We start from the raw sequence: 13,599 nt of genomic DNA, 5'->3' as shown, positions 1-13,599 counted from the left end.
CCCGGCTCCACCTGCGCCGGACCCGCCTTTGAGGCTTCTCCCGGGAGCCGGCACCACACGCAGCAACGACACGAAAGCTCTCGCCTGTCATGACAGAGAAGACCACCGGTGCCAGCTACGCAGCCGCCGGCGTCGACATCGAAGCGGGAGACCGCGCCGTCGAGCTGATGAAGGAGTGGGTGAAGAAGACGCAGCGCCCCGAGGTCCTCGGCGGCCTCGGCGGTTTCGCCGGCCTCTTCGACGCCTCCGCCCTCAAGCGCTACGAGCGCCCGCTGCTCGCGTCCGCCACCGACGGCGTCGGCACGAAGGTCGACATCGCCCGCCAGATGGGCGTGTACGACACGATCGGCCACGACCTGGTCGCGATGGTCATGGACGACATCGTGGTCTGCGGCGCCGAGCCGCTCTTCATGACCGACTACATCTGCGTCGGCAAGGTCCACCCCGAGCGTGTCGCGGCCATCGTCAAGGGCATCGCCGAGGGCTGCGTCCTCGCCGGAACCGCTCTGGTCGGCGGCGAGACCGCCGAGCACCCGGGCCTGCTGGGCCCGGACGACTTCGACGTGGCGGGCGCCGGCACCGGTGTCGTCGAGTACGACCGGCTGCTGGGCGCGGATCGTATCCGTACGGGGGACGCCGTCATCGCGATGGCTTCGTCCGGCCTTCACTCGAACGGGTACTCGCTGGTTCGCCACGTGCTCTTCGACCGCGCCGGGATGTCCCTGGAGCAGGAGATCGCGGAGCTCGGTCGGACCCTCGGCGAGGAACTGCTGGAGCCCACCAAGATCTACTCGCTGGACTGCCTGGCCCTCACCCGTACGGCCGAGGTCCACGCCTTCTCGCACATCACCGGCGGCGGCCTCGCGGCGAACCTGGCCCGGGTGATCCCGGACCACCTCCACGCCACGGTCGACCGCACGACCTGGGCCCCGGGCGCGATCTTCGACCTGGTCGGCAAGGCCGGTCAGGTGGAGCAGCTGGAGCTGGAGAAGACCCTGAACATGGGCGTCGGCATGATGGCCGTCGTTCCGCAGGAGTCGGTCGAGGTGGCGCTGACCGCGCTGGCCGACCGGGGTGTCGACGCCTGGGTCGCCGGCGAGATCCTCGACCGCGGCGACCGTACCGAGGGTGCGACCCTCACCGGTTCCTACGCGAGCTGAGCAGCACTGAAACCCGGTCCTGGGCACATGCCCGGGACCGGGTTTCGGTCTTTGCTCTATTGGTGCAGACGCCGAGGGCGTCAAGCGCCGCGACGCTGTGCCGACGGACCGGACTCTTCGTCCTCGTCCTCGTCGTCATCGCTGTTGTACAGATCCGCGTACTTGGCGTACGGGTCGTCGTCGTCCAGATCGTCATCGACTTCGACCGGCTCGCTGATAGGCAGCGGCTCTGTCGGCGATGCGCCCAGCTCATTGGCCAGACGCGAGAGGTCAGTCCCGCCGCTGTTGTACTTCAGCTGGCGGGCGACCTTTGTCTGCTTGGCCTTGGCCCGGCCGCGCCCCATGGCTCGACCCCCTCGGTGACGGGGCTCGACGGCCCCAGAGTCTGACACGCGTTCATGGTTCGGAGCGGGCTCTCCGTGGAGAGACCGTCCGTAGGGGTTTAACGGTACCTGCTTCCGCGGCCATACGGTACGCCGCCCGCATGACGCGCCCCGGTGCAGAACCAACAAGGCGCCCCGTCCTCGCTGGTCAACCGCGATTTTAACGCTTTCCTGGCCCGCGACCCGCCGAAGTGCAGTGAGTTCTGTCTCCCCGCACCCCGGCGGGCGCGCCGAAGGGTCCCCGGAAGGGGTCAGACCGCGCGGGCGGCGCGGGCGTCCGCCATCCGCTGCTCGGCGATCCGGTCGGCCGCGGCGGCCGGCGGAATGCCGTCCGACTTCGCGCGAGCAAAGATCTCCAGGGTGGTGTCGAAGATCTTCGTGGCCTTGGCCTTGCACCGGTCGAAGTCGAAGCCGACCAGCTCGTCGGCGACCTGGATCACGCCGCCCGCGTTGACGACGTAGTCCGGGGCGTAGAGGATCCCGCGGTCCTCGAGGTCCTTCTCGATGCCGGCGTGGGCGAGCTGGTTGTTGGCCGCGCCGCAGACGATCCGGGCGGTGAGGGCCGGCACGGTCTCGTCGTCGAGGGCGCCGCCCAGCGCGCAGGGGGCGTAGATGTCCAGGCCCTCGACGCGGATCAGCGCGTCGGTGTCGGCGACCGCGGTGACCTTGCCGGGGTGCTTGTCGAGGATCCGCTGCACGGATTCCTCGCGCACGTCCGTGATCACGACCTCGGCGCCGTCCGCCAGGAGGTGCTCGACCAGGTAGTGGCCGACCTTGCCGACGCCGGCCACGCCGACCTTGCGGCCGCGCAGCGTCGGGTCGCCCCACACGTGCTGGGCACTGGCGCGCATGCCCTGGAAGACACCGAAGGCGGTGAGCACCGAGGAGTCGCCCGCGCCGCCGTTCTCGGGGGAGCGGCCGGTCGCCCAGCGGGTCTCGCGGGCCACGACGTCCATGTCGGCCACGAAGGTGCCGACGTCGCAGGCCGTCACGTAGCGACCGCCGAGGGACTCCACGAACCGGCCGTAGGCCAGGAGCAGTTCCTCGGACTTCAGGACGTCCGGATCGCCGATGATCACGGCCTTGCCGCCGCCCAGGTCGAGACCGGCGAGGGCGTTCTTGTACGACATGCCGCGCGAGAGGTTGAGCGCGTCCCTGACGGCCTCCTCGTCGGAGGCGTACGCGTGGAAACGCGTTCCGCCGAGGGCCGGGCCCAGGGCGGTGGAGTGGATGGCGATGACGGCCTTGAGGCCGGTGGCGCGGTCCTGGCACAGCACGACTTGCTCGTGTCCGCCCTGCTCCGTGCGGAACAGGGTGTGCAGGACGCCGTCGGTCATTTCGGTCACGGTGGTGACTCCCATGGAAGAGATGCGGCGGATTTCACGCGCTCCCTGCGGGTGGGGGAGAACGCGTGTGAGCAGAGTAAGACCTCCCGGGCGCGCGCAGGTGACCTGTCCGGGGATCGGAACTCTCCCGGAGTACGAGGGGGTGCACGGAGTACCGCGGCGCCGCCGGGGGGAGTACGAGGACGTGAGCGAAACCCCCGATCCCCCGCGGCCGGCCGTGCGCCCGGCGCCGACCGTGCCGTACGCCTCCTACCTGCGCGTCTACGAGCCGCTCGCGGCCTTCCCCGAGCCGGAGCGCGCGCACTGGGCCGATTACGCCCGGCGCGGGACGGCCCCGACGGCACAGGACGAACTGCGCCGGTCCCTCACCGACTTGGTGCGGGTCCCGGTGGTGGGGGTGCCGGCCCACGAGAGCGCGGACGCCTTCACGGCGGAGGTCGACGGGGTGTTGCTGGTCTGCCCGTGGCGGACCCGGCTGCGCGGCTGGCTGGCGCTGCGGGAGCTGGTCGAGTGGTTCCCGCTCCCGGTCCTGGACGCGGCGCTCCCGCCGGCGACCCGCACGAGGGCGGCCGAGGAGTACGAGCGCTGGCGCGAGCGGAACCCGGACGCCCGGCCGTGGATCCGCACGGGGGTGTGGCAGGTCCCGCTGCGCTGGTTCGTGCTGGTGGCCGACGAGGAGCGGGAGTACCTGCCCGGCGAACGGCTGCGCTACCGGACGCCCATGGTGCAGGCCCGCCGCAGGCTCGCGCGGGCGCTGCGGACGCTGCGGGAGGCGGAGGGCCAGGGCTACGAGCCGCTCGCCGAGGGGTTGGTGGAGGTCGGGAGCTGGCTGGAGGAGTTCCATCCGAAGTCGATGGTCGAGCTGGACTACGGCGGACTGCTGCACGCGCTGCCGGCCGAGCGGCTGGCGGAGGACCGGTCCGCGGGACAGTTGGCGGCGGGGGTCGCGGCACTGCGGGCCGGTGACACCACAGGGGCTGCCGAGGCGTACGAGGAGTTGGCGGACCGGTGGAGGGCCGTCCGGGAGAGACTGTTCGCCAATTAGTGGTGTGTGATTCCCCCCGCTCCGCGGGTCCCGCGGAGCGCCGGCGGACGGCATTCCGTACCGGTGCGTATCGGTCGATCGGCCATAAGTCGCTGATCAGGGGCCTGATCATGGCATTCGGGACGTAGTGCCAGGACCTACGTCCCGATACGGGCCATTGGCCCAAGCGTGACGGACCGCACTAACCACACCCTTGCGCCCTTCCCCTACCCTCGTGCCAAAATAGGACAAGGAGTCCGGGGAGGGTTCCTTCCGCCCAACTAAGGGCGGAATGCTCGGCATTGCGCTCTACGGGGGGTCTGACGACTCCTGATTGTTCTGTGACTGATCGTCACAGTGGGGTGACTGTCCGTTATGGGGCGGTCCATCGGGCTTCCGCCGCTGATGAACACCTCGGAGGGCAATTCCGTCGGTTTGGCCCTTGGGGCTGGACGGATGGTGTAGTTGTAGTGCCGAGGACAAGCCGTTCGTCCTATAACCGACTCGGCCCGCGTATGTCCATTTCGGGCAACGCGGGCCAAGGTGCAGAATTTAGAGGAAAGAACCGAGATGGTTCGGTTCTCCCGAGGAGGCCGCTCATGACCGCTCGCACCCCTGATGCCGAGCCGCTGCTGACCCCGGCTGAGGTTGCCACCATGTTCCGCGTGGACCCGAAGACGGTTACCCGCTGGGCCAAGGCCGGCAAGCTCACGTCCATCCGCACCCTGGGTGGACACCGCCGTTACCGCGAGGCCGAGGTCCGCGCACTGCTTGCGGGAATTCCGCAGCAGCGCAGCGAGGCCTGAGGTTCGCAGCACCCCTTTTAGGGGACATCTCCCGGCGACAGCCGGGGGAGGGTCTGAATCGGGTCCCCCAATCCGAGGAAACCCACACAGCTTCATGCGACGCGACCTGCCCCAACAGGTTCATGTCGTCCGATCGCGCTGGACTCCGCCGGGTCCAGCGCGATCTTTTTTATGCGCTGGTCAGGGCGGTGCGGGGGGTCGCGGGGGTCGTGCCCACGAGGGGGTGCCATTGCACATATTAAATCGAGGCTGCGTAGGGGCGCGATAAACATACGAGTCTCAAAAACTCGTGCGGTGACTCCCGTCACAGATGATCACTCTTGTATTTCCGGCATTGCACCCCGTAAGGGGACGTGCGAGGCGGAGCGCATCATGCGAACGGGGGATTCTCGCGGCGGTGGGCACGGTGAGCGCGCGAGCGGAGCCGGAAGGGGTCCGGAAGGGAGCCGGAAGGGGCCCGGAGGGGGTCGGAAGGGGCCCGGAGGGGGTCGGACGGGGGTTCACCGGCCGACCGGTCGGTAACCGGGCTGGTCCATGAGGATCTATGCGTCCCAGTGAGGGCCTATGCGGCCGCCTGAGGCCCTCCGGGGAGCTCCCCGGCCGCGGGGAGCCCGGCGGTGGGCGCGATGCCTCCAGGGCGGCTCCAAGGCCACCCCGAGCGACCGCGCCTGTCAATGCGTCAGGGCCCGTATCCCCTGGGGGATACGGGCCCTGACGTTGTTGCGATCCTGACGGGACTTGAACCCGCGACCTCCACCTTGACAGGGTGGCGAGCTAACCAACTGCTCCACAGGACCTTGATTCGCAGCCGATCGGCGTGGCTGCGAAACAGACTGTACAGCAGCTCAGGGGGTGCGGTCGAACCCGATCACGGGGCGGCCGCGTCCACCGCCTTCACGATGCGCTTGTCGGAGATCGGGTACGCCGTGCCGAGCGCGTGCGCGAAGTAGCTCACCCGCAGTTCCTCGATCATCCAGCGGATGTCCGTGACGGCCTGTGGCACGGGCCGGCCCTTCGGCAACTGCTCCAGCAGCCAGGCGTACTCGTCCTGCATCTCGTGCACCTTCTCCATGCGCGTGGTGTCGCGCTGGACGCCCGTGGGCATCTGCTGGAGCCGTCGGTCGGCCGCCACCAGGTAGCGCATCAGGTCCGGCAGCCTGCGCAGCCCGGTGAGGGTGACGAAGCCGGCCGGCATGAGCGCCGCCAGCTGCGTCTTCACGTCCTGGATGTTGGCGACCAGCGCGAGGCTGCTCGTCGACTTCAGCCGCCGCTCGCAGGCCTGCCAGGCGGCCAGCACCTGCTGGACCTGGCCCACCGTCCGCACCGTGGTGTCCACCAGGTCGGCGCGGACCGCCTCGTAGAGCTTGCGGAAGCCGGCCTCGTCCCAGGCCGGGCCGCCGTGGTCGGCGATCAGCTTGTCGGTCGCGGCGGTGGCGCAGTCGTCGAACAGCGCCTGGATGGAGCCGTGCGGGTTCCTCGACAGGGCCAGCTTCTGCTGGTTCGTCAGATGGTCCGAGGCGAACTTCGCCGGATTCACCGGGATGTTCAGCAGGATGAGCCTGCGGGTGGCCGGCCACATCGCCTGCTGCTGCTCGGCCTCCGTGTCGAAGAGCCGTACGGAAACGGTCGAGCCCTCGTCCACCAGCGCCGGATAGGCCTTCACCGGCTGGCCCGCCCGCCGGGTCTCGAAGACCTTGGCCAGCGTGCCGATCGTCCAGTCGGTCAGCCCGGTGCGCTCCACCGACTCCCCGCCGGCCCGCTCGGCCGTGGCCGCGGCGGCCTTGGACAGCGCCTGGCGGGCCTTCGGCTTCAGCTTCAGCCGCAGGGCCTCCAGGTCCTTGTCCTCGGCGAGCTTCTTGCGACGCTCGTCGACGATCCGGAAGGTGATCTTCAGGTGGTCCGGGATCCGGGTCAGGTCGAAGTCCTCGGCCGAGACCGGCACCCCGACCATCCGCTGGAGTTCGCGCGCCAGGGTCACCGGCAGCGGCTCCTGCAGGGGGACGGCCGTGTCGAGGAAACGGCCCGCGTAGTTCGGCGCGGGCACGTAGTGCCGGCGGATCGGCTTCGGGAGGGACCGGATCAGCTCCGTGACGACCTCCTCGCGCAGACCCGGGATCTGCCAGTCGAAGCCCTGGTCGGTCACCTGGTTCAGCACCTGGAGCGGGATGTGGACGGTCACGCCGTCCGCGTCCGCGCCCGGCTCGAACTGGTAGGTCACCCGGAACTTCAGACGCCCCTGCGACCAGCTGTCGGGATAGTCGGCCTTGGTGACCCCGGCCGCCTTCTCCGTCAGCAGCATCTCGCGCTCGAAGTCGAGGAGTTCGGGCTCCTCGCGCTTCTTGTGCTTCCACCAGGAGTCGAAGTGCGCCCCCGACACCACGTGCTCGGGGATCCGCTGGTCGTAGAAGTCGAACAGCGTCTCGTCGTCCACCACGATGTCGCGGCGCCGCGCCCGGTTCTCCAGCTCCTCGACCTCGGTGAGGAGCTTGCGGTTGTCGGCGTAGAACTTGTGGTGCGTCCGCCAGTCGCCCTCGACCAGCGCGTTGCGGATGAACAGCTCGCGCGAGACCTCGGGGTCGATCCGGCCGTAGTTGATCTTCCGCTGCGCCACGATCGGTACGCCGTACAGCGTGACCTTCTCGTAGGCCATCACCGCCGCCTGGTCCTTCTCCCAGTGCGGCTCGCTGTACGTGCGCTTGATCAGGTGCTGGGCGAGGGGCTCCACCCACTCGGGCTCCACCTTGGCGTTGACCCGGGCCCACAGCCGCGAGGTCTCCACCAGCTCCGCGGACATCAGGAACTTCGGCTGCTTCTTGAAGAGCGCCGACCCGGGGAAGACCGCGAACTTCGCGGACCGGGCCCCCAGGTACTCGTTCTTGTCGGTGTCCTTGAGCCCGATGTGCGAGAGCAGACCGGCCAGCAGCGAGATGTGGACGCTCGTCTCGGGGGCGTCGGCCTCGTTGACGTGGATCCCCATGGTCTTGGCGACCGTGCGCAGCTGCGAGTAGATGTCCTGCCACTCGCGGATCCGCAGGAAGTTCAGGTACTCCTGCTTGCACATCCGGCGGAACGAGGACGAGCCGCGCTCCTTCTGCTGCTCGCGGACGTACCGCCAGAGGTTGAGGTAGGCCAGGAAGTCGGAGGTCTCGTCCTTGAACCGGGCGTGGTTCTGGTCGGCCTGGGTCTGCTTGTCCGAGGGCCGCTCGCGCGGGTCCTGGATGGACAGGGCCGCCGCGATGACCATGACCTCGCGGACGCAGTTGTTCTTGTCGGCCTCGACGACCATGCGGGCCAGACGGGGGTCCACCGGCAGCTGGGAGAGCTTGCGTCCCATCTGGGTGAGCCGCTTCTTCGGGTCCTTCTCCGCCGGGTCCAGCGCTCCGAGCTCCTGGAGGAGCTGCACGCCGTCGCGGATGTTGCGGTGGTCCGGCGGGTCGATGAAGGGGAACTTCTCGATCTCGCCGAGACCGGCGGCGGTCATCTGGAGGATGACGGAGGCCAGGTTCGTGCGCAGGATCTCCGCGTCCGTGAACTCGGGACGGGCGTCGAAGTCGTCCTCCGAGTACAGCCGGATGCAGATGCCGTCGCTGGTACGGCCGCAGCGGCCCTTGCGCTGGTTGGCGCTGGCCTGCGAGATCCGCTCGATGGGCAGCCGCTGGACCTTGGTGCGATGGCTGTAGCGGGAGATCCGGGCGGTGCCCGGGTCGATCACGTACTTGATGCCCGGGACGGTGAGGGAGGTCTCGGCGACGTTGGTCGCGAGGACGATCCGGCGGCCGGTGTGGGGCTGGAAGACCCGGTGCTGCTCGGCGTGCGAGAGCCGGGCGTAGAGCGGGAGCACCTCGGTGAAGCGCAGCTTCTTCTTGATCAGCGCGTCGGCGGTGTCGCGGATCTCGCGCTCTCCGGAGAGGAACACGAGGATGTCCCCGGCGCCCTCCGCCTGCAGTTCGTCGACCGCGTCGCAGATGGCGGTGATCTGGTCCCGGTCGCTCTCCTCGCTGTCCTCTTCCAGCAGCGGCCGGTAGCGGACCTCGACGGGATACGTCCGGCCGCTGACCTCGACGATCGGGGCGTCCCCGAAGTGTCGGGAGAAGCGCTCCGGGTCGATGGTCGCCGAGGTGATGACGACCTTGAGGTCGGGGCGCTTCGGGAGCAGCGTGGCCAGGTAGCCGAGCAGGAAGTCGATGTTGAGGCTGCGTTCGTGGGCCTCGTCGATGATGATCGTGTCGTACGCGCGCAGCTCGCGGTCCGTCTGGATCTCGGCGAGCAGGATGCCGTCGGTCATCAGCTTCACGAAGGTCGCGTCCTGGTCCACCTGGTCGGTGAACCGGACCTTCCAACCGACCGTCTGTCCGATCTCGGACTTCAGCTCCTCCGCGATGCGCTCCGCGACGGTGCGGGCGGCGATCCTGCGGGGCTGGGTGTGCCCGATCATGCCCCGGACGCCGCGGCCCAGCTCCATGCAGATCTTGGGGATCTGCGTGGTCTTGCCGGAGCCGGTCTCGCCCGCGACGATCACGACCTGGTGGTCGCGTATCGCCTCGGCGATCTCGTCTTTCTTCTGGCTGACGGGCAGGTTCTCGGGATACGTGACCTCGGGCATGCGCGAGGCACGGCCGGCCAGTCGCTCGGCGGCCTTCGCGGCCTCCGCGGCGATCTCGTCGAGCACGGCCTGCTTGGCCTCGGGCTTGCGGATACGGCGGGCGCCTTCAAGGCGGCGGCCGAGGCGGTGCGCGTCGCGGAGGGAGATCTCACCGAGAAGCGTCTGCAGGGCGGCGAAGGAAGTAGACATACCTGATCGAGGATCTCACCTGGTCCCTCCGGGTGGCGAACGCATTTGTCGGGTGGACCCGTACCATTTCGGGACGAGTCCCCCGCCGTCGACCGTGAGAGGCCCCACGCATGCCCGTCGCCTCCGGCGCGGACCGCTTCGACCACGGGGTCCCGGGGCTCCGCCGCCGTCCTCCCGTCCCCCCGACGGCGCTCCGCGCCCGCGCCTCAAACGCCGGCGAGGCTGGTTTTTGCCCCTGCCGTCCGCCGGGTGCGGCAATCCCAGCCTGTCCGCGGTTCGAGGCACGGGGCCACCATCCGGCCTCGCCGGCTTTCGAGGCGCGGGGCCACCCTCCAGCCTCGCCGGCGTTTGAGGCGCGGGGTCTGGGGCGGAGCCCCAGGACGGGTCCGGGCGGAGCCCGGGGAACGGTGGAAGGGCGGGTAGGGGACCAGCCCCGCGCAGCGGCACCCCCGCCCGAGCCGGCCACAGGGTGGGCCGTCGGGGCCGGGCGCACGCCGGGGCACCTCCTCGGGCGTCGAACCCCATGCGGCACCGGCAACACGAGCGGGTTTCGTTCGAAGCCCTGCGGGGGCGCCCCGCCACACACCCGACCCCGCCGGCGCGGGGGTGTCACGCGGGCCGGGCCGCCGAGCACCGGCGGTCGACGCCCTGCGGGGGCCCACCGCACACCCGGCCCCGCCGGCGCGGGGGTGCCACCGATCCGGCCCCGGCGGCAGGACGCCGCGCCACACACATCCGATCCGTAGTTCTGGAGCACGCACCCGTATGTCTTCCCGCAAGTCCCCCCGGCCCTTCCTGATCTCCGCCGGGGTCGCCCTCGCCGCAGTCACCCTCGGGATCGTGTCCTGGCAGGCCACCGCCCCGGCGGAGAAGGGGTCCGGCGGGGCGGTGGCCGCCGCCCCGCCCCGCGAGGATCCCGCCGCCGCGCAGCTGAAGGCGCTCGCCCGCCGCGAGGACGGCGACGCGCTCGCCGTGGGCCGCACCGACGCGCCCGTCGTGCTCATCGAGTACTCCGACTTCAAGTGCGGCTACTGCGCGAAGTTCGCCCGCGACACCGAGCCCGAGCTGGTCAAGAAGTACGTGGCCGACGGCACCCTCCGCATCGAGTGGCGCAACTTCCCGATCTTCGGCGCCGAATCCGAGGCCGCCGCCAAGGCCGCCTGGGCGGCGGGCCGGCAGGGCCGGTTCCAGCAGTTCCACACCGCCGCGTACGCCGAGGGCTCGAAGGAGAAGGGCTTCGGCGAGGACCGGCTGCTGGAGCTGGCCCGCGAGGCCGGGGTCCCCGACCAGGAGCGCTTCAAGGCGGACATGGCCGGCGACGAGGCCGCCGCGGCCCTGAAGAAGGACCAGGAGGAGGGGTACCGGATCGGCGTCGGCTCCACCCCGTCCTTCCTGGTGGGCGGCAAGCCGATCGCCGGGGCGCAGCCGCTCCGGGCGTTCGAGACCGCCATCGCCGAGGCCAAGGCGGCGGCGCAGCGGTGACCATCGGATACCTGGCCGCCCTGCTCGGGGGCCTCCTCGCCCTGCTCAGCCCGTGCAGCGCACTGCTGCTGCCCGCCTTCTTCGCGTACTCGATCGATTCGACCTCGCGTCTGCTGGCCCGGACCGGGATCTTCTACGCGGGCCTGGCGAGCACCCTCGTACCGCTGGGCGCGGCCGGTTCGTACGCCGGGCGGTTCTTCCACGGCAACCGGGAGGCCCTCGTCCTCACCGGCGGCTGGCTGATCATCGCGCTCGGGCTCGCGCAGATCCTGGGCCTCGGCTTCGCCCCGAGGCGGATCTCGGAGCTGTCCGGACGGATCCGGCCGACCACCGCCCTGTCGGTGTACGCGCTGGGGGCGGTCTACGGGCTGGCCGGGTTCTGCGCCGGCCCGATCCTCGGCAGCGTCCTGACGGTGGCGGCGGTCAGCGGCAGCCCCGTGTACGGCGGACTGCTGCTGGCGGTCTACGCGCTGGGGATGGCCGTACCGCTGTTCGTGCTGGCCGTGCTCTGGGAGCGGTTCGAGCTCGGCCGGCGGCGCTGGCTGCGCGGCCGGGCCCTGACGGTGGGCCGCTTCGAGCTGCACACCACGTCGCTGCTGTCCGGGCTGTTCTTCGTCACCCTGGGCGCGCTGTTCCTCGTGTACGACGGGGCGAGCGCGCTGCCGGGGCTGCTGGACGTGGACGACTCGTACGCGGTGGAGGAATGGGTGCGGTCGGTGACGGCCGCGGTTCCGGACTGGGCGGTGCTCGGGCTGGTCGTGGCCGGGGCGGCGGTCTTTGCGCTGGTGCGGTGGATGCGGCCCGGGGCCGGGACCCGGGCCGGGTCCGGGGAGTAACGCAAGAAGCCCCGTCCGAGGACGGGGCTTCTTCACGTGGTCGGGGCCGGGGTCGAACCGGCGACCTATCGCTTTTCAGGCGATCGCTCGTACCAACTGAGCTACCCGACCAAGAGACCGTTTCCGGTCTCGGCGATCCTGACGGGACTTGAACCCGCGACCTCCACCTTGACAGGGTGGCGAGCTAACCAACTGCTCCACAGGACCTTGCAATGTGCGAGACAAGTCTCGCACACGGTAATGCGTACCCCCAACGGGATTCGAACCCGTGCTACCGCCTTGAAAGGGCGGCGTCCTGGGCCACTAGACGATGAGGGCTAAAGACCCACCGGGCACTTTCCAGCGCGTCGGGGACGTGAGAAGCATATGGGATCCGGGGAGCTATCGCCAAAACGGTTTCCCCCGGGGGGACAATGGCCCGGTGCTGGAGATGACGCGCGAGGAGTTCGAAGAGCTCGTCGCAGAGGCGCTGGACCGGATTCCGCCGGAGCTGACGCGGCTGATGGACAACGTGGCGGTGTTCGTCGAGGACGAGCCGCCCGCCCACGACCCCGAGCTGCTCGGGCTGTACGAGGGAACGCCGCTGACGGACCGCGGCGAGTGGTACGCCGGGGTGCTGCCGGACCGGATCACCATCTACCGGAACCCCACGTTGCGGATGTGCGAGGATCGGGAGAGCGTGGTCGCGGAGACGGAGGTCACCGTGGTCCACGAGATCGCCCACCACTTCGGCATCGACGACGACCGGCTGCACGCCCTGGGGTACGGGTGACCCGCCCGGTCCCCGATGCCGAGGCGATCGATCCGGACGTCGACCTCCATGTGCCGGCGCAGCGCGCCGAACCGCAGGGCCGGGTGCTCGCGGCCGTGGCGGCGGGCGGGGCCGTGGGGGCCTCGGCGCGGTACGCGGTCTCGCTGGCGTGGCCGGCCGCGGGCGGGGACTTCCCGTGGGCGACCCTGTGGGTCAACGCACTCGGGTGCGCGCTCATCGGCGTGCTGATGGTGCTGATCAGTGAGGGCGGGCGGTCGGCGCACCCGCTGGTGCGGCCCTTCGCAGGCGTCGGCGTGCTCGGCGGCTTCACCACCTTCTCGACCTACGCCGTGGACTTCTCGCGGCTCCTGGACGCGGGCCAGGCCGACCGGGCGCTCGGGTACGCCGGGCTCACGTTGGTCGCCGCGATGGGCGCGGTGTGGGCGGCGGCCTCGGTGACGCGGTCGGCGGTCCGGTGGCGGGCGGGCCGGGTGGCGGCCCGGTGAACTGGCTGCTCGTGGTGGCGGGCGCCGTCGTGGGCGCGCCGCTGCGCTATCTGACGGACCGGGCGGTGCAGGCCCGCCACGACTCGGTGTTCCCGTGGGGGACGTTCGTGGTGAACGCCGCGGCGTGCCTGGTGCTGGGGGTGCTGACCGGGGCGGCACTGGCGGGGGCGGCCTCCTCGTGGCTGGTGCTGCTGGTGGGGCCGGGGCTGTGCGGGGCGCTGAGCACGTACTCGACGTTCTCGTACGAGACGCTGCGGCTCGTCGAACGCGGTTGGAAGTTCCTGGCCGCCGCGAACGTGTCGGCGTCGGTGCTGGTCGGGCTGGGGGCCGTGCACCTGGGGTCGGAGTTGGCCCGGCAGCTGTTCGCCTGAGGGCGTGTCCCTTGCGGGGCAAAGGGAGTTGGGCACATCGACCCGCCGGCGGACGCCGCCGGCCGCCCCGTCCCCCAGGCTTCGGAGGTGCCCCGTGCGCCAGTTGTCCGCTCCCCTCCGACTGGCCGTCACCGCGCTCGCG

11 protein-coding genes and 4 tRNA genes are annotated in these 13,599 nt (G+C 70.4%); 8 read left to right on the top strand and 7 right to left on the bottom strand.

What is annotated here, in order from left to right; genetic code table 11:
• Nucleotides 1-89 precede the first annotated feature (89 nt).
• The gene (gene purM / locus ACFYZL_RS28165) at nucleotides 90-1,160 is read left to right on the top strand and encodes a phosphoribosylformylglycinamidine cyclo-ligase (protein ID WP_384750241.1); all 1,071 of its coding nucleotides are present in this window, start codon (nucleotides 90-92) and stop codon (nucleotides 1,158-1,160) included.
• A gap of 80 nt (nucleotides 1,161-1,240) precedes the next feature.
• Here the strand turns inward: purM and ACFYZL_RS28160 are convergent, their stop codons facing one another.
• Both ACFYZL_RS28160 and ACFYZL_RS28155 read right to left on the bottom strand, forming a co-directional pair.
• Complete coding sequence (locus ACFYZL_RS28160; protein ID WP_365172329.1) at nucleotides 1,241-1,504, bottom strand: DUF3073 domain-containing protein; 264 nt, start codon at nucleotides 1,502-1,504, stop codon at nucleotides 1,241-1,243.
• Between the two features lie 290 nt (nucleotides 1,505-1,794).
• A complete protein-coding gene (locus ACFYZL_RS28155) occupies nucleotides 1,795-2,889 on the bottom strand; it encodes a Leu/Phe/Val dehydrogenase (protein ID WP_384750244.1) in 1,095 nt (364 codons plus the stop codon).
• A gap of 184 nt (nucleotides 2,890-3,073) precedes the next feature.
• Between ACFYZL_RS28155 and ACFYZL_RS28150 the strand changes: the two genes are divergently transcribed.
• Together ACFYZL_RS28150 and bldC are read left to right on the top strand one after the other, a co-directional pair.
• The gene (locus ACFYZL_RS28150) at nucleotides 3,074-3,934 is read left to right on the top strand and encodes a hypothetical protein (protein ID WP_384750247.1); all 861 of its coding nucleotides are present in this window, start codon (nucleotides 3,074-3,076) and stop codon (nucleotides 3,932-3,934) included.
• 578 nt (nucleotides 3,935-4,512) lie between these two features.
• Nucleotides 4,513-4,719: a developmental transcriptional regulator BldC gene (bldC, locus tag ACFYZL_RS28145; RefSeq protein ID WP_003949541.1), complete on the top strand. Its 207-nt coding sequence runs from the start codon at nucleotides 4,513-4,515 to the stop codon at nucleotides 4,717-4,719.
• A gap of 723 nt (nucleotides 4,720-5,442) precedes the next feature.
• On the opposite strand, the gene ACFYZL_RS28140 is transcribed toward bldC, so the two are convergent.
• Both ACFYZL_RS28140 and hrpA read right to left on the bottom strand, forming a co-directional pair.
• Nucleotides 5,443-5,516, bottom strand: a tRNA-Asp gene (locus ACFYZL_RS28140).
• Between the two features lie 71 nt (nucleotides 5,517-5,587).
• Nucleotides 5,588-9,511: an ATP-dependent RNA helicase HrpA gene (hrpA, locus tag ACFYZL_RS28135; protein WP_384750250.1), complete on the bottom strand. Its 3,924-nt coding sequence runs from the start codon at nucleotides 9,509-9,511 to the stop codon at nucleotides 5,588-5,590.
• A 765-nt stretch (nucleotides 9,512-10,276) separates the two neighbouring features.
• Here hrpA and ACFYZL_RS28130 point away from each other — a divergent pair.
• Both ACFYZL_RS28130 and ACFYZL_RS28125 read left to right on the top strand, forming a co-directional pair.
• Nucleotides 10,277-10,993, top strand: coding sequence for a DsbA family protein (locus tag ACFYZL_RS28130; RefSeq protein ID WP_388682762.1), 717 nt, complete (start codon nucleotides 10,277-10,279; stop codon nucleotides 10,991-10,993).
• Entirely contained in the window at nucleotides 10,990-11,829 is an 840-nt protein-coding gene (locus tag ACFYZL_RS28125; RefSeq protein ID WP_384755458.1) for a cytochrome c biogenesis CcdA family protein, read from the top strand. The genes ACFYZL_RS28130 and ACFYZL_RS28125 overlap by 4 nt, the downstream gene beginning before the upstream one ends.
• Before the next feature lie 37 nt (nucleotides 11,830-11,866).
• On the opposite strand, the gene ACFYZL_RS28120 is transcribed toward ACFYZL_RS28125, so the two are convergent.
• The 3 genes from ACFYZL_RS28120 to ACFYZL_RS28110 form a co-directional block, all read right to left on the bottom strand.
• Nucleotides 11,867-11,940 (bottom strand) — tRNA-Phe (locus ACFYZL_RS28120).
• A gap of 22 nt (nucleotides 11,941-11,962) precedes the next feature.
• Nucleotides 11,963-12,036, bottom strand: a tRNA-Asp gene (locus tag ACFYZL_RS28115).
• Between the two features lie 38 nt (nucleotides 12,037-12,074).
• Nucleotides 12,075-12,147: transfer RNA gene (locus ACFYZL_RS28110), tRNA-Glu, on the bottom strand.
• Between the two features lie 103 nt (nucleotides 12,148-12,250).
• Here ACFYZL_RS28110 and ACFYZL_RS28105 point away from each other — a divergent pair.
• From ACFYZL_RS28105 to ACFYZL_RS28095, 3 genes are read left to right on the top strand one after another with little or no spacing between them, the layout of a single operon-like run.
• Nucleotides 12,251-12,601, top strand: coding sequence for a metallopeptidase family protein (locus ACFYZL_RS28105; RefSeq protein WP_376657960.1), 351 nt, complete (start codon nucleotides 12,251-12,253; stop codon nucleotides 12,599-12,601).
• Complete coding sequence (locus ACFYZL_RS28100) at nucleotides 12,598-13,086, top strand: CrcB family protein (protein ID WP_384755455.1); 489 nt, start codon at nucleotides 12,598-12,600, stop codon at nucleotides 13,084-13,086. Before ACFYZL_RS28105 ends, ACFYZL_RS28100 begins: the two co-directional genes overlap by 4 nt.
• Complete coding sequence (locus ACFYZL_RS28095) at nucleotides 13,083-13,457, top strand: fluoride efflux transporter FluC (protein WP_384755453.1); 375 nt, start codon at nucleotides 13,083-13,085, stop codon at nucleotides 13,455-13,457. Before ACFYZL_RS28100 ends, ACFYZL_RS28095 begins: the two co-directional genes overlap by 4 nt.
• Nucleotides 13,458-13,599: the final 142 nt, after the last annotated feature.

The sequence above is a fragment of the Streptomyces sp. NPDC001717 genome (genome assembly GCF_042892775.1).
Taxonomy (GTDB): domain Bacteria; phylum Actinomycetota; class Actinomycetes; order Streptomycetales; family Streptomycetaceae; genus Streptomyces.
The sequence above is the reverse complement of the archived record's forward strand: the minus strand, read 5'-3'. Positions and strand labels throughout refer to the sequence as shown.

Coding starts and splice junctions, on each gene's coding strand:
- hrpA (WP_384750250.1), bottom strand. CDS start 9,511: ATGTCTACTTCCTTCGCCGCCCTGCAGACGCTTCTCGGTGAGATCTCC.
- ACFYZL_RS28160 (WP_365172329.1), bottom strand. CDS start 1,504: ATGGGGCGCGGCCGGGCCAAGGCCAAGCAGACAAAGGTCGCCCGCCAG.
- ACFYZL_RS28130 (WP_388682762.1), top strand. CDS start 10,277: ATGTCTTCCCGCAAGTCCCCCCGGCCCTTCCTGATCTCCGCCGGGGTC.
- bldC (WP_003949541.1), top strand. CDS start 4,513: ATGACCGCTCGCACCCCTGATGCCGAGCCGCTGCTGACCCCGGCTGAG.
- purM (WP_384750241.1), top strand. CDS start 90: ATGACAGAGAAGACCACCGGTGCCAGCTACGCAGCCGCCGGCGTCGAC.